The sequence below is a fragment of the Pseudomonas sp. H2_A10 genome, from assembly GCF_054680085.1.
Genome location: NZ_CP162821.1, coordinates 5,098,228 through 5,121,046, shown reverse-complemented (window position 1 = coordinate 5,121,046; position 22,819 = coordinate 5,098,228). Strand labels below are relative to the sequence as shown.

Sequence of the window (22,819 nt, the reverse complement as noted above, 5' to 3'; positions counted from 1 at the left end):
TGAAACCGAATTTTAAGGACCCACAGATAATGGCTATCGAAATCAAAGCCCCGTCATTCCCGGAATCGGTTGCCGATGGCACCGTTGCCACTTGGCACAAGAAACCAGGTGAGGCCGTCAAGCGTGACGACCTGATCGTCGACATCGAGACCGATAAAGTCGTTCTGGAAGTGTTGGCCGAAGCTGACGGCGTGCTGGGCGCAATCGTTGCCGAAGAAGGCGCTACCGTTCTGTCGAACCAGGTACTGGGTTCGATCGAAGAGGGCAGCGCCGCAGCAGCACCTGCCGCCGCTGCAGCCCCGGCTGCCTCGGCACCGGCTGCCGCTCCGGCCGCTGGCGGTGAAGATCCAATCGCCGCACCGGCTGCTCGTCAGCTGGCTGAAGAAAACGGCATCAACCTGGCGTCCATCAAAGGCACCGGCAAAGACGGCCGCGTGACCAAGGAAGACGTGGTTGCCGCTGTTGAAGCCAAGAAAAACGCGCCAGCCGCCGCACCTGCCAAGGCTGCCGCACCGGCTGCCGCCGCGCCTGTGTTCGCCGCTGGCGATCGCACCGAGAAGCGCGTGCCGATGACCCGCGTACGTGCCACCGTGGCCAAGCGCCTGGTTGAAGCACAATCGAACATGGCGATGCTGACCACGTTCAACGAAGTCGACATGACCGAAGTCATGGCGCTGCGTTCGAAGTACAAGGACCTGTTCGAGAAGTCCCACAACGGCGTGCGCCTGGGCTTCATGTCGTTCTTCGTGAAAGCGGCTACCGAAGCGCTGAAACGCTACCCGGCCGTCAACGCTTCCATCGATGGCACCGACATCGTTTACCATGGCTACGCGGATATCGGCGTTGCCGTATCCAGCGACCGTGGCCTGGTGGTTCCGGTTCTGCGTAACGCCGAGCTGATGAGCCTGGCCGAAATCGAAGGCGGCATCGCCGGCTTCGGCAAGAAAGCCCGTGACGGCAAGCTGACCATCGATGAGATGACCGGTGGTACCTTCACCATCACCAACGGTGGTACCTTCGGTTCGATGATGTCGACGCCGATCGTCAACCCGCCACAAGCCGCGATCCTGGGCATGCACAACATCATCCAGCGTCCGATGGCCATCAATGGCCAAGTCGTGATCCGCCCAATGATGTACCTGGCACTGTCTTACGATCACCGCCTGATCGATGGTAAAGAAGCCGTGACTTTCCTGGTGACCATCAAGAACCTGCTGGAAGACCCGGCTCGTCTGCTGCTGGATATCTGATAGAAGCAGCTGCAGGCTCCGTGGCGGGTCGCCCATGAGGCGGCCTTGCCCGGAGCTTGCGGCTTGAAAGCTTGCTGCTAAATAGAGGAACTATTTTCATGTCGCAGAAATTTGACGTTGTAGTGATTGGTGCAGGCCCTGGCGGCTATGTTGCCGCCATCAAGGCCGCACAACTGGGCCTCTCGACTGCTTGCATCGAAAAATACACCGACAAGGAAGGCAAACTGGCATTGGGCGGTACTTGCCTGAACGTTGGTTGCATTCCTTCCAAGGCGCTGCTGGACAGCTCCTGGAAATTCCACGAAGCGCAAGACGGTTTTGCCATCCACGGCATCAACCACGCTGGCGTGACCATGGACGTGCCAGCGATGGTCGGCCGTAAAGCCAACATCGTCAAAGGCCTGACTTCCGGCGTTGCAACCCTGTTCAAGGCCAACGGCGTAACGTCCCTGCAAGGCCACGGCAAACTGCTGGCCGGCAAGAAAGTTGAAATCACCAAGCCAGACGGTTCGGTAGAAGTCATCGAAGCCGAAAACGTGATCCTGGCGCCAGGTTCGCGTCCAATCGACATTCCACCGGCCCCGGTTGACCAGAACGTGATCGTCGATTCGACCGGCGCCCTGGAATTCCAGGCTGTGCCTAAGCGTCTGGGCGTAATCGGCGCCGGCGTGATCGGCCTGGAGCTGGGTTCGGTCTGGTCCCGCCTGGGTTCCGAAGTGACCGTGCTGGAAGCCCTGGACACGTTCCTGCTGGCTGCCGACACCGCAGTGTCCAAAGAAGCGCTGAAAACCCTGACCAAACAAGGTCTGGACATCAAGCTGGGCGCTCGCGTGACCGGTTCGAAGGTCAACGGCGAAGAAGTGGTCGTGACCTACACCGACAAGGATGGCGAACAAACCATCACGTTCGACAAGCTGATCGTAGCCGTTGGTCGCCGTCCAGTGACCACCGACCTGCTGGCGGCTGACAGCGGCGTGAACATCGACGAGCGTGGCTTCATCCACGTTGACGATCACTGCGCAACCACCGTGCCTGGCGTGTACGCCATTGGCGACGTGGTTCGCGGCATGATGCTGGCGCACAAGGCGTCCGAAGAAGGCATCATGGTTGTCGAGCGCATCAAGGGCCACAAAACCCAGATGAACTACGACCTGATCCCATCGGTCATCTATACCCACCCGGAAATTGCATGGGTCGGCAAGAACGAACAGCAGTTGAAAGCTGAAGGCGTTGAAGTTAACGTCGGCACCTTCCCGTTTGCCGCTTCTGGCCGTGCCATGGCAGCCAACGACACCGGTGGTTTTGTCAAAGTCATCGCTGATGCCAAGACTGACCGCGTATTGGGCGTCCACGTGATTGGCCCGAGCGCTGCAGAACTGGTTCAGCAAGGCGCAATCGGTATGGAATTCGGCACCAGTGCCGAGGACCTGGGCATGATGGTCTTCTCCCATCCGACCCTGTCCGAAGCGTTGCACGAAGCTGCGTTGGCAGTGAATGGCGGCGCCATCCACATCGCCAACCGCAAGAAGCGCTAAGCGAGATAATAAGAAACCACGGCGGAGTTGCCCGTCGTGAGCCTTGCGCGCAAGACTCACCGCGGAATATCCGCTGGACGCAGCCTTGCGCAGCTTTACGGGCCATAAGCCCCGCAAGTTGCGCAAGCAGCAGTCACAGGTGGCGCGGCACTCATAATGAGCGCAGCGCCGAATGCGCAGTACCTAACGAAGACGGTAAAAAGCATGAATCTTCACGAGTATCAGGGTAAGCAGCTGTTCGCTGAATACGGCCTGCCAGTTTCCAAGGGCTACGCAGTAGACACCCCGGAAGCAGCAGCAGAAGCTTGCGACAAAATCGGTGGCACCGAGTGGGTTGTCAAAGCCCAGGTCCACGCAGGTGGTCGCGGTAAAGCGGGCGGCGTTAAGCTGGTTCGCAGCAAAGAAGACGCCAAGGCCTTCGCACAGCAGTGGCTGGGCAAGCGTCTGGTGACTTACCAGACTGATGCCAATGGCCAGCCAGTCACCAAGATCCTGGTTGAATCGTGCACTGATATCGCTAAAGAGCTGTACCTGGGCGCTGTCGTTGACCGTTCGAGCCGTCGCATCGTGTTCATGGCTTCCACCGAAGGTGGCGTGGACATCGAGAAGATCGCTCACGAAACCCCAGAAAAAATTCTGAAAGCCACTATCGATCCACTGGTTGGCGCTCAGCCATTCCAAGGTCGCGAGCTGGCTTTCCAGCTGGGCCTGGAAGGCAAGCAAGTTGCCCAGTTCGCCAAGATCTTCGTAGGTCTGGCCAAACTGTTCCAGGATCACGATCTGGCCCTGCTGGAAGTGAACCCGCTGGTGATCAAGGCTGACGGCGATCTGCACTGCCTGGACGCCAAGATCAACATCGACGCCAACGCCATGTACCGTCAGCCTAAGCTGAAGACTTTCCACGATCCGTCGCAAGACGATCCGCGCGAAGCGCACGCTGCCAAGTTCGAACTGAACTACGTAGCCCTGGAAGGCAACATCGGTTGCATGGTCAACGGTGCCGACCTGGCCATGGGTACCATGGACATCGTCAACCTGCATGGCGGCAAACCAGCCAACTTCCTCGACGTGGGCGGTGGTGCTACCAAGGAACGCGTTACCGAAGCGTTCAAGATCATCCTGTCCGACTCCAACGTCGCTGCAGTATTGGTCAACATCTTCGGCGGCATCGTTCGTTGCGACATGATTGCCGAAGGCATCATCGGTGCAGTGAAAGAAGTCGGCGTTAAAATCCCGGTTGTTGTTCGCCTTGAAGGCAACAACGCTGAACTGGGCGCTAAAGTACTGGCAGAAAGCGGTTTGAACATCATCGCGGCTACCAGCCTGACCGACGCTGCTCAACAAGTTGTCAAAGCTGCGGAGGGCAAATAATGAGCGTCCTGATCAATAAAGACACCAAAGTTATCTGCCAGGGTATTACCGGTTCGCAAGGTAGTTTCCACACCCAGCAAGCCATCGAATACGGCACCAAGATGGTTGGCGGCGTAACTCCGGGCAAAGGCGGCACCGAGCACCTGGGCCTGCCAGTGTTCAACACCGTGAAAGACGCTGTAGCTGCCACTGGCGCCACCGCCAGCGTGATCTACGTTCCAGCTCCTTTCTGCAAGGACTCCATCCTGGAAGCGGCATTCGGCGGCATCAAGCTGATCGTCTGCATCACCGAAGGCATTCCTACCCTGGACATGCTGGACGCTAAAGTTAAGTGCGACGAGCTGGGCGTAGTCCTGATCGGCCCTAACTGCCCAGGCGTGATCACTCCAGGCGAATGCAAGATCGGCATCATGCCAGGTCACATCCACTTGCCAGGCAAAGTCGGTATCGTTTCGCGCTCCGGCACCCTGACCTACGAAGCTGTGAAGCAGACCACTGACGCCGGTTTCGGTCAGTCGACTTGCGTCGGCATCGGCGGTGACCCGATCCCAGGCTCCAACTTCATCGACATCCTGAAGCTGTTCCAGGAAGACCCGAAGACCGAAGCGATCGTCATGATCGGTGAAATCGGCGGTTCGGCTGAAGAAGAAGCGGCAGCCTACATCAAGGCTCACGTGACCAAGCCGGTTGTTTCCTACATCGCTGGTGTGACTGCCCCTGCGGGCAAGCGCATGGGCCATGCTGGCGCAATCATCTCCGGCGGCAAAGGCACTGCAGACGAGAAATTCGCTGCACTGCAAGACGCAGGTGTAAAAACCGTGCGTTCGCTGGCAGACATCGGCAAGGCCCTGGCCGAGCTGACCGGTTGGGCTGTCAAGTAAGCCTCGCGCTTAACTGACGCTTCACCACACAAAGGCCACCTTCGGGTGGCCTTTGTGCGTTTTGGGTTGAAATGTACTCAATCCAATGTGGGGGCTTGCTCCCGATAGCGGTGAGCCAGCCACTGATGATGTGACTGAACCACCGCTATCGGGAGCAAGCCCCCTCCCGCATTGGATCGTATTGCCGAATTAAGTACGAAAACGCGACATCGAGCTGTCGCTTATCGGACAGTGCGCCCCGCAACAGTGCGTTTGTCAGCCCAATTCTGTACCCTAGCCGCCTCTTTATGCGCCCGCATCCCAAAAGGAAGCCGCGCGCTAGATCGGTCGGTCCCCATAAGGGCCGGCGGTATTTCCCTCATCCATAGGGAATCCCTCTCTAAATTCCGATTCAGTAGTGTGGTATTTCCTCAAATGAAAGTGTTGAAAAGCCAGGATATCCTGGCGTTGGGCTTTATGACCTTTGCCCTGTTCGTGGGCGCCGGCAACATCATCTTCCCGCCTATCGTGGGTTTGCAGGCGGGGCCTGACGTCTGGATGGCGGCGCTGGGCTTTCTGATCACCGCAGTAGGCTTGCCGGTGGTTACCGTAATCGCCCTGGCCAAGGTCGGCGGTGGCATGGACGCGTTGAGCAGCCCGATCGGCAAGATCGCCGGTGGCCTGCTCGCGGCGGCGGCGTATCTGGCGGTAGGGCCGCTGTTCGCCACCCCGCGTACCGCGACCGTGTCTTTTGAAGTCGGCCTGGCGCCGTTGACGGGTGAAAGCCCGCTGGCGCTGTTCCTTTACAGCTCGGTCTACTTCCTGGTCGTGTTCTTCGTTTCGCTGTACCCGGGTCGACTGCTGGACACCGTGGGTCGTTTTCTTGCGCCGTTGAAGATCATTGCGCTGGCCATCCTCGGCATCGCCGCGTTTGCCTTGCCGGCCGGCGACGTGGGTGTCGCCACTCCGGAATACGTCGCCGCGCCGTTCTCCCAGGGCTTTATCAATGGCTACCTGACCATGGATACCCTGGGCGCGCTGGTATTCGGCATTGTGATCGTCAACGCCATTCGCTCCCGTGGCGTCGAATCGCCCAAGCTGATCACCCGCTACGCGATCATCGCCGACCTGATTGCCGGCATGGGCCTGGCCCTCGTCTATGTGAGCCTGTTTCGCCTGGGTTCGGGCAGCCATGAAGTGGCCGCCGGCGCTGCGAATGGCGCCGCTGTGCTGCACGCCTACGTGCAACACACCTTTGGCTCCCTGGGTAGCGGCTTCCTCGCCGTACTGATCTCTCTGGCGTGCCTGGTGACCGCCGTCGGCCTGACCTGCGCCTGCGCCGAGTATTTCAGCCGTGTGCTGCCACTGTCCTACAAGACACTGGTGGTGATCCTGGCGTTGTTCTCGTTGTTTGTATCCAACCTGGGCCTGACCAAGCTGATTGCCTTCTCGATCCCGGTACTGACCGCCATCTACCCGCCGTGCATCGTGCTGGTGGCCTTGAGTTTCTGCAAAGACTTCTGGCAGGAGCAGGGCCGTATCGTTGGCCCGGTGATGCTGGTGTCGTTCATCTTGGGCTGCATCGACGCGCTCAAGGGGGCAGGGCTGGCGGGCTGGATGCCGGTGCAGTTGGCGAACTTGCCACTGAGCGAGCAAGGCCTGGCCTGGCTGATACCGTCGGTGATGGTGTTGGTGGTAGCGGTGGGGATTGACCGTATGCTCGGCAAGCGCAGCGAAGCGATCGCGTAACGACCGGTTTCGCGCAGTACTGAAATGCCCCGTATCAATCGATACGGGGCATTTTATGTTTGAGAGGCGACAACCTTCTAGAGTTGGCACGCTTTCAACAGGTGGAAGGGGGCTTGCCCGATGAGGGTGTGTCAGTGGATAAACCTGTAACTGTCCCACCGCCATCGGGGCAAACTCCCTTCCACATTCGTACTGCATTCCGCGAGCCAACACCGTGTAAAAAGGACCCGCATGTCATTCGTCGAAACCAATCAGATCCACCTGCTTGCCGCCCTCTGGTTTGTGCTGTGCTGGGGCGGCTATACCCGTTATGCCACTTGGAAGGCCCGCGACACTGCATGCCTGGCCAGTGTGTTGCATCTGTACCGTGAAGACTGGATGCGTCGCATGCTGCTGCGGGACAACCGTATCGCCGATGCCAGTGTGATCGGTAACCTGGAGCGCAATGCCTCGTTCTTTGCCTCCAGTACCCTGATCATCCTCGCCGGCATTCTCACCGTGCTCGGTGCATCCGAGCGGGCCGTGTCGTTGCTGGCGGACATTCCCATGGTGCAACAGGCATCCCAGGGCATGTCGGAAATCAAGCTATTGTGCCTGGCGCTGGTGTTTGTCTACGCGTTCTTCACGTTCAGTTGGTGCATGCGCCAATACAACTTTGCGGCAGTGCTGGTGGGGTCGGCGCCGATGATCGGTGAACGGCTGGTGTCGGAGCAGGAGCGCAGGGCGTTTGCGTTGCGCGCGGCACGGGTGATTTCCATGGCGGCCAACCAGTTCAACTTTGGCCTGCGCGCCTATTACTTCGGCATGACCATGCTGGCGTGGTTCGTCAGCCCTTGGTTGTTCATGTTGATGAGCGCGGGGGTGGTGTTCGTGCTGTATCGCCGCGAGTTTCATTCCGACGTCTTGCAAGTGATGGTGTATACGCAAACGGATACGACGGCGCCTGATACCGTCAAAGAGACGGCCTAGTCCACTTGCGCGTATTAACGCTGCGAATAAAAACGGCAGACAAAGTAAAGCCCGCTATCTAAGCGGGCTTTCTTTTTGCAGCCAAGCTATTTCAAGCCGCGGTATCAAGAACCGGTGGCAGGGGTAGCAGGTGCTGCTTCTTTCGCGGCGGCTTCGTTCGATTCAGCCTGAGCTTTGGCAGCATCGGCGTTTTCTTTCGCAGCGTCGTTCACTTTATCCTGAGCCTTGGCCATGTCTTTCTGAGCTTGCTCAGAATGTGCCGCAGCGTCTTGGGCTTTGTCTTCGGATTTTTTGTCGCAGGCAGCGAGACCGAGGGCAGCGGCCAACATCATGGAAATAGCTAAAGTCTTGCGCATGGGGTGTTTCTCCTTATTGAAGATATCTACTGGCCTTTCGAGCCCGAGGGCTCAGTTTTAGTTCCTTTTATGACGCAGATATATAAACCGCGTTGTTCAAGGAACTTTCTCGCGCACCGCCTACTGCGCGAATCAACACTAATAAGAGTCTGGATCGAATGACCGAAAACCTATTGTTAGAGCGTGCGACGCGATTTGTATCGGCCCTGCGCCATTGCCAGGTACTGGGTATTAACGTGCACGAGGCTGGCGAGGAGGGCATGACGCTGGTGTTGCCTTACACCCCGGCGATCGTGGGTGACCCCACCACCGGCGTCATCCACGGCGGCGCCCTGACCTCGTTGATGGATACCGCCTGCGGCATGGCCACCTTGTGCGTGCTGCCGGAATTCGAGGTGTGCCCGACCCTCGACCTGCGCATCGACTACATGCATCCCGCTGAACCGCACAAACCGGTCTACGGTTTCGCTCAGTGCTACCGGGTGACCACCGACGTGATCTTCACTCGTGGTGTCGCCTACCAGGACGACCCGCAGCAACCCATCGCCCATGTGGTCGGCACGTTCATACGCATGGGTAAGCGTCTCAGCGGCACCCAAGGCTTTCGCAGCACGATCAAGGGAGAGCAGGCATGACGCACCGATTCAAGACCCGCCTCGAACAAGCCCATGAACGCGCAGATTATGAGGCGCTGCTCAACCTGATCCCCTATGCCAAGCTGATCGGCATCGAATGCACGCGCCTGGGCGACGAATTGCTGTTTCGTCTGCCCGCCAACAAGGACAACATCGGTAACCCCATATTGCCGGCGCTGCACGGTGGCGTGATTGCAGGCTTCATGGAGCTGTCGGTCGCGCTGCACCTGCTGGTGTTTACCGGCGCCCCCGGCCTGCCGAAGATCATCGATTTCTCCCTGGATTACCTGCGTGCGGGCCAGTTCCGCGACACCTACGCCAAGTGCCAGGTTTGGCGCCAAGGCCGCCGGGTGGCGAATGTGGCGATCACCGCCTGGCAAAGCACGCCGGCGGAACCCATTGCCACCGCCCGTGCGCATTTCAAGATTGAGGAAACGAGCCGCCCTTGAAATCCTGGTCTTAGGCCCCAACTCTGATGACAACCCGCCGCTAACCCTTTCGGGGGCGGCCACTGCCATCCAATTGGAGTTTGATGACCATGAGTGTGGAAACTCAAAAGGAAACCCTGGGCTTCCAGACCGAGGTGAAGCAACTGCTGCACCTCATGATCCATTCGCTGTATTCCAACAAGGAAATCTTCCTTCGCGAATTGATCTCGAACGCTTCTGACGCTGTCGACAAATTACGTTTCGAAGCCCTGTCCAAGCCCGAGTGGCTGGAAGGTGGCGCCGAACTGAAAATCCGTGTGAGCTTCGACAAAGACGCCAAGACCGTCACGCTCGAAGACAACGGTATCGGCATGAGCCGTGACGATGCGATTACCCACCTGGGCACCATCGCTAAATCCGGCACCGCCGATTTCATGAAAAACCTGTCGGGCGACCAGAAGAAAGACTCGCACCTGATCGGCCAGTTCGGCGTGGGCTTCTACTCGGCCTTCATCGTGGCCGACAAGGTTGAAGTATTCAGCCGTCGTGCCGGCCTTGATGCCAGCGAAGGTGTGCATTGGGCCTCTAAGGGCGAGGGCGAGTTTGAAATCGCCACCATCGATAAGGCCGACCGCGGTACGCGTATCGTGTTGCACCTCAAAGACGGTGAAGACGAATTCGCCGACGGCTGGCGCCTGCGCAACATCATCAAAAAGTACTCCGACCACATCGCGCTGCCGATTGAACTGCCCAAAGAACAAGCGGCCGCCGAAGGCGAAGAGGCCCCTGCCCAGGAATGGGAAGTGGTCAACCGCGCCAGCGCCCTGTGGACCCGTCCTCGCACTGAAGTGAAGGATGAGGAATACCAGGAGTTCTACAAGCACATCGCCCACGATTACGAGAACCCGCTGAGCTGGAGCCATAACAAGGTCGAAGGCAAGCTCGAGTACAGCTCGCTGCTGTACGTGCCGGCTCGTGCGCCGTTCGACCTGTACCAGCGTGAAGCGCCCAAAGGCCTCAAGCTCTATGTCCAGCGCGTGTTCGTGATGGATCAGGCGGAATCGTTCCTGCCGCTGTACCTGCGCTTTATCAAAGGCGTGGTCGACTCCAATGACCTGTCGCTGAACGTGTCGCGGGAAATCCTGCAGAAAGACCCGATCATCGACTCCATGAAGTCGGCGTTGACCAAGCGCGTCCTCGACATGCTGGAAAAACTGGCGAAGAACGAGCCTGAGCAATACAAAGGCTTCTGGAAAAACTTCGGCCAGGTCATGAAAGAAGGCCCGGCGGAAGATTTCGCCAACAAAGAGAAAATCGCCGGCCTGCTGCGTTTTGCCTCCACTCAGGGCGAAGAGGGCGAGCAGATTGTGTCGCTGGCCGAGTACCTGGCGCGCGCCAAGGAAGGTCAGGACAAGATCTACTACCTGACCGGCGAAACCTACGCCCAGGTCAAGAACAGCCCGCACCTTGAAGTCTTCCGCAAAAAAGGCATTGAAGTGTTGCTGCTGACCGACCGTATCGATGAGTGGCTGATGAGCTATCTCAGCGAGTTCGACGGTAAAACCTTCGTCGACGTGGCCCGTGGTGACCTGGACCTGGGTAACCTGGACTCCGAAGAAGAGAAGAAAGAAGCCGAAGAAGTCGCCAAGGCCAAAGAAGGCCTGGTTGAGCGGATCAAGACTGCCCTGGGCGATGCCGTCAGCGAAGTGCGGGTTTCCCACCGTCTGACCGATTCCCCGGCGATCCTGGCCATCGGCGAGCAGGACCTGGGCATGCAGATGCGTCAGATCCTCGAAGCCAGCGGGCAGAAGGTTCCGGATTCCAAGCCGATCTTCGAGTTCAACCCGGCTCACCCGCTGATCGAGAAACTCGACGGCGAGCAGAGCGAAGAGCGGTTTGGCGACCTGTCGCACATCCTCTTCGACCAGGCGGCCCTGGCCGCTGGCGACAGCCTCAAAGACCCGGCCGCTTATGTGCGCCGACTGAACAAGCTGTTGGTTGAACTGTCGGTTTAACACCGTTGTAGAAAAACCCGCTTCGGCGGGTTTTTTCGTTCTAGTGCACCTCAACTGGAGAGAATGATGAGCCAAGTCACTGTGCGTTCCGTGGTCTATCAGATTGATGGCCAGTCTTATGAGAGCCGCCTGGCGTTCGATGCGAGCCAAAAAGGGCCGTTGCCGGGCTTGCTGATGGCCCCGAACTGGATGGGCGTGAGTGCCGGCGCGGAAGAAATCGCCAAGACCGTCGCGAGCAAGGGCTACGTGGTGCTGATTGCCGATCTGTACGGGCAAACCGTGCGTCCATCGAATGGCGATGAGGCCGGTGCGGCGATGATGCCGTTGAAAAATGACCGCCCATTGTTGAACAAGCGCATGCAGGCGGCCCTTGAGCAACTGCAAAGCCAGACTGAAGCGGCTGTTGATACGTCCAGGCTGGCGACCTTCGGCTTCTGCTTTGGCGGTTGCTGCTCCTTGGAGCTGGCCCGCACGGGCGCGCCATTGAAGGCAGCGGTATCGTTCCACGGCACCCTCGACACGCCAAACCCGGCAGATGCCAATAACATCAAGGGTTCGGTGCTGGTGCTGCATGGCGCCTCCGACCCGTTGGTGCCCAAAGAGCAACTGCCGGCCTTTGAAGACGAAATGAACGCCGCCGGTGTGGATTGGCAACTGCTGAGCTACGGTGGCGCGGTGCATTCCTTCACCGACCCGCACGCCAATGTGCCGGGCAAGATGATGTACGACGCGAAGACTGCTGCACGGGCGTTCCGCTCGATGCATAACTTGTTGGATGAAGTGTTCAAGGGTTGATTCTCTAGCGCCTGTTCCGACCCCATCGGGAGCAAGCCCCCTCCCACACTTGATTGGTATACACCTTCAAATGTGGAAGGGGGCTTGCTTCCGATGGCTATCTCGCAGGCAACTCAATTCTTTCGGATTCCCCCGGCACCGTCGGCCAATCCCCAGCCGCCCAACGCTGCCTGGCTTGCTCGATCACTGCGGGATCACTCGCGACAAAATTCCAGTTGATCCGCCTCGGTCCATCCAATGGCGCGCCGCCAAACACCACCAGGTGGCAATCGGACTCGGCAAACAACGTCATCGCTTGGCCGCTCGGCAATATCACCAGGCTATGTGCCTGCAACAGTTCGCCGTCGAGCTGCGCTTCTCCCTCCAGCACATACACCGCGCGTTCCTGATGCTCGTCCGGGATCGGCAGGGTGGTGGCCGTCTGCATGCGCACCTCGGCATACAGCGTGGGCGACAGCACCGGCACCGGTGATTCGAGGCAGAACCCGTTGCCCGCGATCATGCGAGTCCACACGCCCAGGTTGTCGCTCACCGGCAGGCTGTTGGCGGGGTGATGGCTGTAATGGCCTGGTCCGGTTTCGTGGTCCCTGGGCGAGGCCAGCCATACTTGCAACCCATGCAGGCTGAAACCACTGGCCTTGAGGGCTTCGGGTGTGCGCTCGACGTGGGCAATTGCGCTGCCGGCAGTCATCCAGCTCACATCGCCGGCTCTGCACCACTTGGTCGGAGCCCAGGCTATCCTTGTGCTGCAACGCGCCTTCAAACAGGTAGGTGAGGGTGGACAGGCCGATATGCGGGTGCTGGCGGATATTCATGCCGCTGCCCGGTGCGTAGCGGGTGGACAGCATATGGTCGAAAAATACAAAAGGTCCGACGCTACGGCATTCGCGCGAGGGCAGCGGGCGCAGGATCGGCTGGCCTTCAACCTCTTCCTGGCGAGGGCGGATCACGGTGAGGAGGGTCATGGTGCGTCCCAATCTGAGCGGGTTAGTTGGCCGTGAGCATAACCCGCTCGACGAGAGGTTGCTGCTATTGGCTGAACGCACCTTCCGATAGCGTGGTCTCGATGCTGATCTCGGCGGTGGTCATCAGCTTGTGCACCGGGCATTTGTCGGCAACGCGGTGCAACTCGTCGCGCTGTGCGTCGGTGAGCACACCCTTGAGGGTCAGCTTGACGCCGAGTTTGTATTTGCCCTTTTGTTCCTCGGCGGCGTCGTGGGTCACTTCCACGGTGACGCCGGTGAGCGGGATGTTTTTCTTCTGCGCATACAGCCTGACGGTCAGGGCTTTACAGGACGCCAATGCCGCGTCGAAGTAATCGTGGGGGGAGGGCGCGGAGTCGTCGCCGCCCAGGCTTTTGGGCAGGTCGGTAAACAACTCGTGGTTATTGATGTTGACGCTGTGGCGAAAATTTTCAGCGTTCAGTGTATTCACGGTAACAGGCATGGCAAACCTCACAGGGTGGCAGGATGTAGGTCATGCAGTTATAGAGCATGCGGGCCTTGGGGTGTTCCACGTTTTTGCATGATGAACCTCGGCGCGCAAGGCAAGGTCTACTCGTACTCGCCCTGATCGAGGTTGTATCGTGCTCTGGACCCGCCTGAGTGTTGCCCTGTTGTTCGCCGCCAGCAGCCTTGCCGTGCAGGCCCGCGACTATGCCTACAGCGACGCGCACCTGCATTACGTGGATTTTTTCCAGGAAACGGCGGGCATGGAAAAATTGCTCAAGGCCATGCACGAAAATCGCATTGAGCACGTGATGATTTCCGGCATCCCCGTGGCGAAAAAGTGGCACGAAGACGAACCCAAGCGCCCGCGCTACTACGCGGGCGATGACGCAGATGCCTATTGGTACAGCGCCACCGACGTTATTGTCGCCGCGGCCGTGAATAAGCTGACGCCTGAACAGCGCCAGCACTTTCATCCGTTTCTAAGCGGTTTCAACCCCAACGACAAGAATTCCGACGCGCATATCCAGCGCATGCTCGACCTTAACCCAGGCCTGTGGCAGGGCATCGGTGAGGTGTTTACCCGCCACGATGACCTCACGGCCCTGACGTCCGGCGACACCCCTCGCGCCAACAACGAAGCCATGACGCGCATTTACCACCTGGCCGCCGAAAACGACTTGCCGGTGATGCTGCACTCCAACATCACCTCCAAGCGCGAGCGCAACCCGTTGTACCTGGCCGAAATCGAAGAGCCACTGCGCAACCACCCGCACACACGGTTTATCTGGGCGCACGCGGGTACCAGCAAAGAGATCCATCGACATCAGGTGCAGATGGATTTTTTGCTGCCCACCTTGAGTCGCCTGCTGGAGGCTTACCCCAATCTGTACATCGACCTGTCCTGGAGCATGCTCACGCCGTATTTGCTTGATGACGCAGGCGTGCCTCGTGCGGAGTGGGTCGAGCTGGTGGAGCGCTTTCCGGAGCGGTTTATGTTGGGCTCGGACGTAGTGGGGCGTTTCAACAAATTGGGTAAGGAAATGCGCCGCTTTGAGCCTTTCCTGGACGCCTTGCCTGAGGACATCGCCCGCAAGGTGGCCCGCGATAACTTCCTGGCCATCCTGCCCAAGCGCTGAATGCAATGAAGGTGCGGTAAAGGCCAGGCGGTTCCACATGGGCTCACCCATAAAAAAGCCCCGAACCAGTCGGGGCTTTTTCATGGGGCTACAGGGCTTACTGACCCTGCCAGCGTTTCAGCACCAGGGTGGCGTTAGTGCCACCGAAGCCGAAGCTGTTGCTCATCACGGTGTCGATTTTCGCGTTTTCAACGGTCTTGGTCAGGATCGGCATATCGGCGACGACCGGGTCGATCTCGTCGATGTTGGCCGAGCCGGCCATGAAGTTGCCTTCCATCATCAACAGGCAGTAGATCGCTTCATGAACACCGGCGGCGCCCAGGGAGTGACCGGACAGGCTCTTGGTGGAACTGATTTTCGGAGCCTTGTCGCCAAATACCGCACGCACGCCTTCCATTTCCTTGGCGTCGCCGACCGGAGTCGAAGTGCCGTGGGTGTTCAGGTAGTCGATTGGGGTGTCGACGGTGGACATCGCCATCTGCATGCAACGGATGGCGCCTTCACCGCTTGGCGCAACCATGTCGTAGCCGTCGGACGTTGCGCCGTAGCCAACGATTTCCGCGTAGATCTTGGCACCACGGGCCAGAGCGTGTTCCAGCTCTTCAACCACCACCATGCCGCCGCCGCCGGCGATGACGAAACCGTCACGCTTGGCATCGTAGGCACGGGAGGCTTTTTCCGGGGTTTCGTTGTACTGGGTGGACAGTGCGCCCATGGCGTCGAACAGGAACGACTGGCTCCAATGCTCTTCTTCACCGCCGCCGGCGAATACGATGTCCTGCTTGCCCAACTGGATCTGCTCTACGGCGGTACCGATGCAGTGAGCACTGGTGGCGCAGGCGGAGGAGATCGAGTAGTTCACGCCCTTGATCTGGAACGGCGTGGCCAGGCAGGCCGAAACGGTGCTGCCCATGGTCCGCGTTACACGGTAGGGGCCAACGCGCTTCACGCCTTTTTCGCGCAGGATGTCCAGCGCTTCCATCTGGTTGAGGGTTGATGCGCCGCCGGAGCCGGCGATCAGGCCGGTGCGTACGTTGGAAACCTGGTCTTCGCTCAGGCCTGAGTCGGCGATGGCGTCTTTCATGGCCAGGTAGGCGTAGGCGGCAGCGTGGCCGACGAAGCGATAGATCTTGCGATCGATCAGTTCTTCGAGGGGCAGGTCGATGGAGCCGGAAACCTGGCTACGCAGACCCATTTCGGCATATTCCGGGTTGAAGCGGATGCCAGGGCGACTTGCACGCAGGTTAGCGGTGACGGTCTCTTTGTCATTGCCCAGGCAAGAAACGATGCCCAGACCAGTGATAACGACGCGGCGCATGCGGATAACCCTTAAAAGTTGTCAGTGGAAGTGAATACGCCGACCCGAAGGCCTTCGGCAGTATAGATCTCGCGACCGTCGACAGTCACCGAACCGTCGGCGATGGCCAGGTTCAGCTTGCCCTTGAGGACGCGCTTGATTTGAATGTTGTAGGTGACTTTCTTGGCGGTCGGCAAGACCTGGCCAAAGAACTTCACTTCGCCCGAACCCAGGGCGCGACCCCGGCCCGGCAGGCCTTGCCAGCCCAGGTAGAAGCCGACCAGTTGCCACATGGCGTCGAGGCCCAGGCAGCCTGGCATCACGGGGTCACCTTCGAAGTGGCAGGCGAAGAACCACAGGTCCGGGTTGATATCCAGCTCGGCGACCAATTCACCTTTGCCGTACTTGCCACCCTCTTCGCTGATATGGGTGATGCGATCCACCATCAGCATGTTCGGGGCGGGCAATTGCGCGTTACCTGGGCCGAACAGCTCACCGCGACTGCAGCGCAGCAGGTCTTCCCGAGTAAAGGCGTTTTGTTTGGTCATGCGAGCTCCTCAATAATCCCATGCGGCAGGGTAGGGCAAATCTTCCCGAACCGAATGAAGCGTTCATGCCTCATGTCGGCAGCCTACACATAGACTATTGCGTTGTAGTGAAAGTCACAGCTTCAAGGCACTGAATGTACACTTGTTCACTGAAATTTTAAACCGGGTCTGTTTATAGGCCCGTTCGGGTGCCTAAGACTGCCGCACTTTCGTCTTTCACGCCAGTCGCAGTTGGCTGATGGCGCGGCGCTACTGTACCCAGCGCTGCAGGATTTGCTGCAACTCGGTGCGTTTGAACGGCTTGGCCAGGTAATCGTTCATTCCCGCTGCCAGGCAGGCTTCGCGGTCGCCCTGCAAGGCATTGGCGGTCAACGCGATGATCGGCAGGTCGGCGCAGCCCGGCAACTGGCGAATCTGCCGAGTGGCTTCATAGCCGTCGATCAATGGCAGGCGGCAGTCCATCAGGATGGCCGTGAAAATCAGGCTTTCGGCACTGCGGATCGCTTCGGCGCCGTCGGTAGCCAAACTCACTTCAAAACCCAGGCTGCGTAGCATGGCTTCGACCACCGCGCGGTTGACCGGGTTGTCCTCTACCAGCAGTACATGGCGGCCATCACCGGCACTGGCTTTGCCCTCGGCGTCCGAGGCAATGGCGGGCAGGCTGTGCTGGTCGATGGCCAGAGGGATTTCCAGGGTAAACACTGACCCACGGCCTTCTTCACTCTGGGCGCGCAGGGTGCCGCCCATGCGTTCGGCCAGGGTGCGGGCGATGGGCAGGCCCAGGCCGGTACCGCCGTAACGTCTTGAAATGGAACTGTCGGCCTGCTGGAACGCATCGAACATCAACTCCAGGCGTTCGGTGGAAATACCAATGCCACTGTCGCGCACGGTACAGGTGAACCACACCAGCTCATGGTCCAGGGGCTGACAGTGCGGCTCGACGCTGACGCTGCCGTGCTCGGTGAATTTCAGCGCATTGCCGATCAGGTTCACCAGGATCTGGCGGATGCGCGTCGGATCGCCCTGCACCCGCAAGGTCTCCATGCCCGGCGGAATCGGTAGCTTCAGCTCCAGCCCGCGCTGCTGTGCGCTGTGCTGGAAGGCCTGGGCGCAACTGTTGATCAGGTCGGCCAGGTTGAACGGAATGTGTTCCAGCTCCAGCGCCGCACGCTCGATGCGCGAAAAGTCGAGGATGTCGTTGATGACCTTGAGCAAGTGTTCGGTGGACTCGGAGGCCAGCGCCGCATATTCGGCCTGTTCCTCGGTCATTTCGGTGGTTTCCAGCAACTGCAGCATGCCCAGCACGCCGTTCATCGGCGTGCGTAGTTCGTGGCTCATCATTGCCAGGAAGTCCGACTTGGCATTGTTGGCGCGCTCGGCTTCTTCGCGGGTCTGGATCAACTGGGCCATGGCCTGCTGCTGTTCGCGGCTGGCCTGGTTGAGGCCTTCGGCGAGGTTATTGATATGTCGAGACAGGTCGCCCAGCTCGGAGTCATCCACAATCGGCAGCGGCGTCTTGTAGTCGCCTTGTTGGATGGCCTTGACCGCATGGCCCATGGCGCTGATCGGTTGCGACAGGCTGGCGGCAAGGCGCCGGGCCAGCAGGAAGGTAAACAGCAGGGCGAACAGCGCGAGGATGCCGGCCTTGAACAGGATCTCCTGTTGGCGCTGGCTGAAGGCATCGTTGGACATGCCGACGATCACCCGGCCCAGGTAATCGGCGCGCGGCGCCTTGGGTTCGTTGAGGTTGTCCTGGAAAAAGTCATTGCCCAATTGGATATGCTGCAGGCGAATCGGCGCCTGGAACACTTTTACCGACAGCGAGCGGTCGTGTTTTTCCGACGGTTGCTCCACGTACACCAGGATGTTTTCGGTGCTGTCCTGAATCTCCAGGAAACGCACGTGCGGTGTGGCCAGGGTGGCGCGCAGCAAACTTTCGAGCACCTCGTTGTTGCCGGAAATCACCCCATACTCGGTGGCGGGGGCCAACTGGTTGGCGATCAATTGACCGGTGTGGTCCAGTTCCTGGCGCAGGTCCTGGATACGCACGAAGGTAAAGAAGCTGATCAACAGCAGTGTCAGCAACAGCGCCGGGCCCAGGGTGATGAGCTGGGTGCGGGTATTGATGTCCCAACGACGGCGCAAGGTCATGGGCGTTTTTCTCCTTCGGCCAGGCGGGCGGCGACGCCGGCTTCGTCTATCTGTTCGATGCCCAGTGAGCGCGCGACTTGTGGGTTGGCCACGACTTTGAAGTGTTCCGGGTACAGCGTGCGTGGCCAATTGGCCGGCGGGTGATCCAACAGGCGGTCGAGCACAGCCAGCCAGTCGGTCTGGTCGCTGTAGGTGCTGGCCAGGCTGCCGGCCCGTACAAACCCTGCATTGGGCCCCACCAGGGGCAATTGCTGGGCGTAGCTGCTCAGCAACAGGTTTTTCGCGGTTTTCGGGTTGTATAACTGCGGGTCGTCCAGGCCCAGCAGTACGTCGCTGTTCCTGAACAGCGTTTGCAGCGGGCGACTGTCGCTGGTGTTGTCCCAGCGCTGGGGCACTATCTCCAGCTCCAGTGCCGACGCCCGGTGGCGCAGCTCGGGCAGCAGGAATTCGCTTTCGGCACCATAGAGCACACCGATGCGCCGCGCCTGGGGCAGGATGCTGGTGATTAGCTGCAACTGACGTTCCAGCGGTGGATCGCTCCATAACAGGCTGATGCGCGCGTGCTGCGCGACACCTGGCCGCTGATGGGCTTGCAGCCGGCTGATACGCAGCACCAGGGTCGGTGGCCCTTGGGGGTCTTGCAGGCGCCAGTCGAGGCCGGGCAGGTCCAGCAGGATCAGGCGCGTGCCGGCAGGCAGCCGGTTGGGTGCCGGCAAGTCTTTGAGGGCGGTAAAGGTGATGCGGTCTTCAGGGCGCTGCGCGGCCAGGGCGTGGGTAAAGGCCTGCACGCCGGCAGCGTCGTCGGCGGCGGTCAGCAGGATGTCGGCGCTCCACGCGGGCGTGGCCAGCAGCAGGCAGGCGAGCAGCACGGCGCGTCGCCACAGCGTATGGATAAAGAAGAAGGTCATCCGTGACGAGTCGCCCATGTCAGAACTCTAACTCCGCGCTGAAGTAGAGCACATGGCGATGGTCGTAATGGTTGTCGGCCCAGGTGGTGGGCTGGTTATCGAGGCGTTGTTGCAACATGCCGGCCAGCTCCACATTGGCTTTGCCCAGGGCAATGCGCTTGGCCACCCGCAGGTCGACCCGTTCGAAGCGATATTGGTTGAGTGCGTCGTCGCCATAGTAGAACAGCGCGCTGGACCAACCCTGGCCCCACTCGCGCAACCAGCCGGCCGAGCCACTGTTACGCGCGGTTTGCGCTTTGTCCAGCGGGTTGCTGGTCGTGGCGTCCACGTAAGCGTAGGTCAGCCGCAGGCGGTCGGCGTTGCTCAGGCGCCAGTCGAACTGCGACTCCGCCCCGGTGAACCGCGAACGGTTGGCGTTGCTGGCGATGTACTGGTTGTTGCGCAGGGGCGAGCTGATCATGTTGGTGATTTCGTCGTAGAACAGCTTCACGTCCATGTTCAGCCCGATGTCGGCAAAAAAACCGTTGTAGCCCAGTTCCCGCGAGCGCATCAGTTCTTTGTCGAGGTTGCCCGGGCCGCGGGTCTTCACGAAGTACTGCCCGGTGTTCTGCCCATAGGTGGGGGAGCTGAGGTTGGTGACGCGGTAGCTCCAGTTGACGTTGTTCTCGAACATGTCCGGCGAGCGGATCGCTTCGGAATACACCGCGCGCAGGCCGTGGCGCGGGTTGATCAGGTAGTTGACGGCCACTCGGGGCGTCAAGGAATGACCGCTCAGGTGCGTGTCTTCATACATGGCGCCGCCTTGTAGCAACCAATGCTCGCTGGCACGCCATTCCAACTGGCCGAACAGGCGCCAGGTGGTGTCGTCCAGGGTGCCGTTGAAGTAAGTGTCGGAGTCGGCGCGGTCGTAGCGGTAGTTGATGCCGCTGACCAGGCGCAGGCTGTCGGACAGGCTGAGGGTGTCCTGGATCTCCAGGTCGTATCGGCTTTCGCGGGTGCTTTGGTCGATGTCACCGCACACGCTCTGGTTGGCGCCGTTGCGCCATTGATCGAGCACCTGGTTGGCCAAGGCCTGCTCGGCGGCGCTGCCGGGTGGGGCGCTGCTGAAGGTATCCATATGCCGGGCCAGAAGCTCGGCGTAGTTGGGGTTGAGCTGCCACAACTGGGTCAGCTCGGGGCTGAACGAGACCTTGGCGTCGCAGGCTTTCCAGATTTGCCGGCGGTCCCACTGCTGGGCCGAGCCTTGCACATACAGGCTGTGTTCGGGGTTGAAGTCGACGTTCCAGCGCAGGGAGCCTGCGTAGTCCTTGGCGCTGACGTCGGAGTTGTCGCCACCTTCGTTAATCCCCGCAAATACCGGTGTGTAGGTGTACGGGCGTTGGTTGGTGCCTTCCTTGGCGTCCAGCTGCCAGTCGATGCTCTGCTGCGCATTCAACGTCTGGCTCACTGCCAGGCTGAAGCGGTTGAGGCGGCGGCCGTCGCGGCGGTCGGCGCCGGCGGCATCGCTGTCAAAGCCCTCGTCCTGTTGCCCTGACAAGGTCAGGCGCAAATCACCGGTTTCCCAACCCACGCCCTGGCTGGCGTAAAAGTCGTTGATTCCGCGTTCGCCGCGAATGACTTTTACCCGCGAGCCATGGCTGTTGGCCGGCGAGCGCGTAAGAATATTCACCACTGCCATCAGCGCATTGGCGCCGTAGCTGACGGTGTTGGGGCCACGGAATACCTCGATGCGCTCGATATCCTCCATGGCCACCGGAATGTCGCTCCAGTCCACCGTGGCCAGGCCCGCGCGATACACCGAGCGGCCGTCGATCAACACTTGCATGCGTCGCGCATCGCTGGCGCTGGTGCCGTGGTAGTTCACCGCCGCTTGGTTGCCGGTGGTGTAGCCGACCATCATCCCCGGCACCAGGCGCAGCAGTTCGCTGACGTCCCGCGCGCCGCTGGCCTTGATCAATTCGCTGTCGATCACGGTCATGCTGCCGGGCACGGCGGCGGCCGACTGCTTGAGGCGGGTGGCGGTCAAGACCTGCGGCAGCGGCTGGCTGTCGAGGAACAGGTCGTCGGCCAGCACGGCGCCACTGCAGAGCAGCATCAGCAATACAGATGAACGGGGAGGAGGGCCCAGAGACACGACACGGCCTTGATAATGACGGGTAGCCGCCCATGTTAACCGAGGCGGGGCCATTTGCCAGTCGTCGCCCTTGCAATTACTTCACACAGACATGGCATTTTCCGACAGGCGCACGAATTGACACGGGGGCTGGCCGCAAACGGGCCGCTCCGTATAATGCCGCCATCGCCACTGGTATGGATTAACGGATTGCATATGACTGAACAGCGCCCTATTGCGGTCCTGGGAGGCGGAAGTTTTGGTACCGCCGTGGCTAACCTGCTGGCCGAGAACGGCCACGCGGTGCGCCAGTGGATGCGTGATCCCGAGCAAGCCGAGGCCATTCGCGTGCATCGCGAAAACCCTCGTTACCTTAAAGGCATCAAGATTCATCCGGCGGTCGAACCGGTTACCGACCTGCTGGCCACCCTGACCGACTGCGAGCTGTGTTTTGTCGCGCTGCCGTCCAGCGCGTTGCGCTCAGTGCTGGCGCCTCACGCCGAACGCCTGGCGGGCAAAATGCTGGTCAGCCTGACCAAGGGCATCGAGGCGCAGACCTTCAAGCTGATGAGCGAAATCCTTGAAGACATCGCCCCCCAGGCGCGCATTGGTGTGCTGTCGGGGCCGAACCTGGCACGGGAAGTGGCCGAGCATGCGCTGACCGCCACCGTGGTCGCCAGTGAAGATGAGGCCTTGTGCGAGCGCGTCCAGGCGGTGTTGCACGGGCGTACGTTCCGGGTGTATGCCAGCGGCGATCGCTTCGGCGTCGAACTGGGGGGCGCGCTCAAGAACGTCTACGCGATCATCGCCGGCATGGCGGTGGCCCTGGGCATGGGCGAAAACACCAAGAGCATGCTGATCACCCGGGCGCTGGCGGAGATGACCCGCTTCGCGGTGAACCAGGGGGCCAACCCGATGACTTTCCTGGGGCTGGCGGGCGTGGGCGACTTGATCGTCACCTGCTCGTCGCCGAAAAGCCGCAACTACCAGGTGGGGTTCGCCCTGGGCCAGGGCTTGAGCCTGGACGACGCGGTGACGCGTCTTGGCGAAGTGGCCGAAGGGGTCAACACGCTCAAGGTGCTCAAGGCCAAGGCTCAGGAAGTGGGCGTGTATATGCCGCTGGTCGCCGGGCTGCACGCGATCCTGTTCGAAGGGCGCACCTTGAATCAGGTCATCGAGTTGCTGATGCGCGCCGAGCCGAAAACCGATGTCGACTTTATTTCCACCAGTGGTTTCAACTGAGGAACGCGTC

General features: G+C 60.1%; 19 protein-coding genes and 1 pseudogene. 12 read left to right on the top strand and 8 right to left on the bottom strand.

Annotated elements, in window-relative coordinates; translation table 11 throughout:
* Positions 1-29: 29 nt before the first annotated feature.
* The 6 genes from odhB (at position 30) to AB4O23_RS23730 (ending at position 7,734) form a co-directional block, all read left to right on the top strand.
* Positions 30-1,250: a 2-oxoglutarate dehydrogenase complex dihydrolipoyllysine-residue succinyltransferase gene (gene odhB, locus AB4O23_RS23755; protein WP_065877986.1), complete on the top strand. Its 1,221-nt coding sequence runs from the start codon at positions 30-32 to the stop codon at positions 1,248-1,250.
* A gap of 98 nt (positions 1,251-1,348) precedes the next feature.
* Positions 1,349-2,785, top strand: a complete 1,437-nt coding sequence (lpdA, locus tag AB4O23_RS23750; protein ID WP_017529310.1) for a dihydrolipoyl dehydrogenase — start codon at positions 1,349-1,351, stop codon at positions 2,783-2,785.
* 204 nt (positions 2,786-2,989) lie between these two features.
* On the top strand, positions 2,990-4,156 hold the full coding sequence (gene sucC, locus AB4O23_RS23745; protein ID WP_460150279.1) for an ADP-forming succinate--CoA ligase subunit beta: 1,167 nt from the start codon (positions 2,990-2,992) through the stop codon (positions 4,154-4,156).
* Positions 4,156-5,037 carry a succinate--CoA ligase subunit alpha gene (gene sucD / locus AB4O23_RS23740; protein ID WP_003172813.1) on the top strand — a complete coding sequence of 294 codons (882 nt, stop codon included), beginning with the start codon at positions 4,156-4,158 and terminating at the stop codon, positions 5,035-5,037. The genes sucC and sucD overlap by 1 nt, the downstream gene beginning before the upstream one ends.
* Before the next feature lie 414 nt (positions 5,038-5,451).
* Entirely contained in the window at positions 5,452-6,765 is a 1,314-nt protein-coding gene (gene brnQ, locus AB4O23_RS23735) for a branched-chain amino acid transport system II carrier protein (protein WP_460150278.1), read from the top strand.
* A gap of 231 nt (positions 6,766-6,996) precedes the next feature.
* Positions 6,997-7,734 (top strand): DUF599 domain-containing protein, encoded by a 738-nt coding sequence (locus tag AB4O23_RS23730; RefSeq protein WP_017529308.1) that lies wholly within the window; start codon positions 6,997-6,999, stop codon positions 7,732-7,734.
* 104 nt (positions 7,735-7,838) lie between these two features.
* On the opposite strand, the gene AB4O23_RS23725 is transcribed toward AB4O23_RS23730, so the two are convergent.
* A complete protein-coding gene (locus tag AB4O23_RS23725; protein WP_010211724.1) occupies positions 7,839-8,090 on the bottom strand; it encodes a hypothetical protein in 252 nt (83 codons plus the stop codon).
* A gap of 158 nt (positions 8,091-8,248) precedes the next feature.
* Here AB4O23_RS23725 and AB4O23_RS23720 point away from each other — a divergent pair, with 158 nt between their 5' ends.
* The 4 genes from AB4O23_RS23720 (at position 8,249) to AB4O23_RS23705 (ending at position 11,963) form a co-directional block, all read left to right on the top strand.
* Positions 8,249-8,725: a PaaI family thioesterase gene (locus AB4O23_RS23720; RefSeq protein ID WP_065877990.1), complete on the top strand. Its 477-nt coding sequence runs from the start codon at positions 8,249-8,251 to the stop codon at positions 8,723-8,725.
* Positions 8,722-9,174, top strand: a complete 453-nt coding sequence (locus AB4O23_RS23715) for a PaaI family thioesterase (protein ID WP_460060846.1) — start codon at positions 8,722-8,724, stop codon at positions 9,172-9,174. Before AB4O23_RS23720 ends, AB4O23_RS23715 begins: the two co-directional genes overlap by 4 nt.
* Positions 9,175-9,263: 89 nt before the next feature.
* Positions 9,264-11,168, top strand: a complete 1,905-nt coding sequence (gene htpG / locus AB4O23_RS23710) for a molecular chaperone HtpG (RefSeq protein ID WP_026067377.1) — start codon at positions 9,264-9,266, stop codon at positions 11,166-11,168.
* Between the two features lie 66 nt (positions 11,169-11,234).
* The gene (locus AB4O23_RS23705; RefSeq protein WP_065877992.1) at positions 11,235-11,963 is read left to right on the top strand and encodes a dienelactone hydrolase family protein; all 729 of its coding nucleotides are present in this window, start codon (positions 11,235-11,237) and stop codon (positions 11,961-11,963) included.
* Positions 11,964-12,060: 97 nt separating this feature from the next.
* On the opposite strand, the pseudogene AB4O23_RS23700 reads toward AB4O23_RS23705, so the two are convergent.
* Positions 12,061-12,928, bottom strand: a pseudogene (locus tag AB4O23_RS23700) (pirin family protein).
* A 64-nt stretch (positions 12,929-12,992) separates the two neighbouring features.
* On the bottom strand, positions 12,993-13,409 hold the full coding sequence (locus AB4O23_RS23695; RefSeq protein WP_017529302.1) for an OsmC family protein: 417 nt from the start codon (positions 13,407-13,409) through the stop codon (positions 12,993-12,995).
* A gap of 139 nt (positions 13,410-13,548) precedes the next feature.
* Between AB4O23_RS23695 and AB4O23_RS23690 the strand changes: the two genes are divergently transcribed.
* On the top strand, positions 13,549-14,550 hold the full coding sequence (locus tag AB4O23_RS23690; protein WP_065877997.1) for an amidohydrolase family protein: 1,002 nt from the start codon (positions 13,549-13,551) through the stop codon (positions 14,548-14,550).
* Positions 14,551-14,647: 97 nt separating this feature from the next.
* Here the strand turns inward: AB4O23_RS23690 and fabB are convergent, their stop codons facing one another.
* The 5 genes from fabB to AB4O23_RS23665 form a co-directional block, all read right to left on the bottom strand.
* Complete coding sequence (gene fabB, locus AB4O23_RS23685; protein ID WP_017529300.1) at positions 14,648-15,868, bottom strand: beta-ketoacyl-ACP synthase I; 1,221 nt, start codon at positions 15,866-15,868, stop codon at positions 14,648-14,650.
* Between the two features lie 11 nt (positions 15,869-15,879).
* A complete protein-coding gene (gene fabA, locus AB4O23_RS23680) occupies positions 15,880-16,395 on the bottom strand; it encodes a 3-hydroxyacyl-[acyl-carrier-protein] dehydratase FabA (RefSeq protein WP_017529299.1) in 516 nt (171 codons plus the stop codon).
* A 249-nt stretch (positions 16,396-16,644) separates the two neighbouring features.
* Complete coding sequence (locus tag AB4O23_RS23675; RefSeq protein ID WP_068932426.1) at positions 16,645-18,546, bottom strand: ATP-binding protein; 1,902 nt, start codon at positions 18,544-18,546, stop codon at positions 16,645-16,647.
* Positions 18,543-19,472, bottom strand: coding sequence for an ABC transporter substrate-binding protein (locus AB4O23_RS23670; protein WP_017529297.1), 930 nt, complete (start codon positions 19,470-19,472; stop codon positions 18,543-18,545). The genes AB4O23_RS23675 and AB4O23_RS23670 overlap by 4 nt, the downstream gene beginning before the upstream one ends.
* A gap of 1 nt (position 19,473) precedes the next feature.
* On the bottom strand, positions 19,474-21,588 hold the full coding sequence (locus AB4O23_RS23665) for a TonB-dependent receptor plug domain-containing protein (protein ID WP_317617124.1): 2,115 nt from the start codon (positions 21,586-21,588) through the stop codon (positions 19,474-19,476).
* Positions 21,589-21,783: 195 nt separating this feature from the next.
* Here AB4O23_RS23665 and AB4O23_RS23660 point away from each other — a divergent pair, with 195 nt between their 5' ends.
* Positions 21,784-22,809, top strand: coding sequence for an NAD(P)H-dependent glycerol-3-phosphate dehydrogenase (locus AB4O23_RS23660; RefSeq protein ID WP_017529295.1), 1,026 nt, complete (start codon positions 21,784-21,786; stop codon positions 22,807-22,809).
* The last annotated feature ends 10 nt before the right edge of the window (positions 22,810-22,819 follow it).

Coding starts and splice junctions, on each gene's coding strand:
- AB4O23_RS23675 (WP_068932426.1), bottom strand. CDS start 18,546: ATGACCTTGCGCCGTCGTTGGGACATCAATACCCGCACCCAGCTCATC.
- htpG (WP_026067377.1), top strand. CDS start 9,264: ATGAGTGTGGAAACTCAAAAGGAAACCCTGGGCTTCCAGACCGAGGTG.
- brnQ (WP_460150278.1), top strand. CDS start 5,452: ATGAAAGTGTTGAAAAGCCAGGATATCCTGGCGTTGGGCTTTATGACC.
- sucC (WP_460150279.1), top strand. CDS start 2,990: ATGAATCTTCACGAGTATCAGGGTAAGCAGCTGTTCGCTGAATACGGC.
- AB4O23_RS23695 (WP_017529302.1), bottom strand. CDS start 13,409: ATGCCTGTTACCGTGAATACACTGAACGCTGAAAATTTTCGCCACAGC.
- AB4O23_RS23720 (WP_065877990.1), top strand. CDS start 8,249: ATGACCGAAAACCTATTGTTAGAGCGTGCGACGCGATTTGTATCGGCC.
- fabA (WP_017529299.1), bottom strand. CDS start 16,395: ATGACCAAACAAAACGCCTTTACTCGGGAAGACCTGCTGCGCTGCAGT.
- AB4O23_RS23705 (WP_065877992.1), top strand. CDS start 11,235: ATGAGCCAAGTCACTGTGCGTTCCGTGGTCTATCAGATTGATGGCCAG.
- AB4O23_RS23725 (WP_010211724.1), bottom strand. CDS start 8,090: ATGCGCAAGACTTTAGCTATTTCCATGATGTTGGCCGCTGCCCTCGGT.
- AB4O23_RS23715 (WP_460060846.1), top strand. CDS start 8,722: ATGACGCACCGATTCAAGACCCGCCTCGAACAAGCCCATGAACGCGCA.
- AB4O23_RS23670 (WP_017529297.1), bottom strand. CDS start 19,472: ATGGGCGACTCGTCACGGATGACCTTCTTCTTTATCCATACGCTGTGG.
- fabB (WP_017529300.1), bottom strand. CDS start 15,868: ATGCGCCGCGTCGTTATCACTGGTCTGGGCATCGTTTCTTGCCTGGGC.
- sucD (WP_003172813.1), top strand. CDS start 4,156: ATGAGCGTCCTGATCAATAAAGACACCAAAGTTATCTGCCAGGGTATT.
- odhB (WP_065877986.1), top strand. CDS start 30: ATGGCTATCGAAATCAAAGCCCCGTCATTCCCGGAATCGGTTGCCGAT.
- lpdA (WP_017529310.1), top strand. CDS start 1,349: ATGTCGCAGAAATTTGACGTTGTAGTGATTGGTGCAGGCCCTGGCGGC.
- AB4O23_RS23660 (WP_017529295.1), top strand. CDS start 21,784: ATGACTGAACAGCGCCCTATTGCGGTCCTGGGAGGCGGAAGTTTTGGT.
- AB4O23_RS23730 (WP_017529308.1), top strand. CDS start 6,997: ATGTCATTCGTCGAAACCAATCAGATCCACCTGCTTGCCGCCCTCTGG.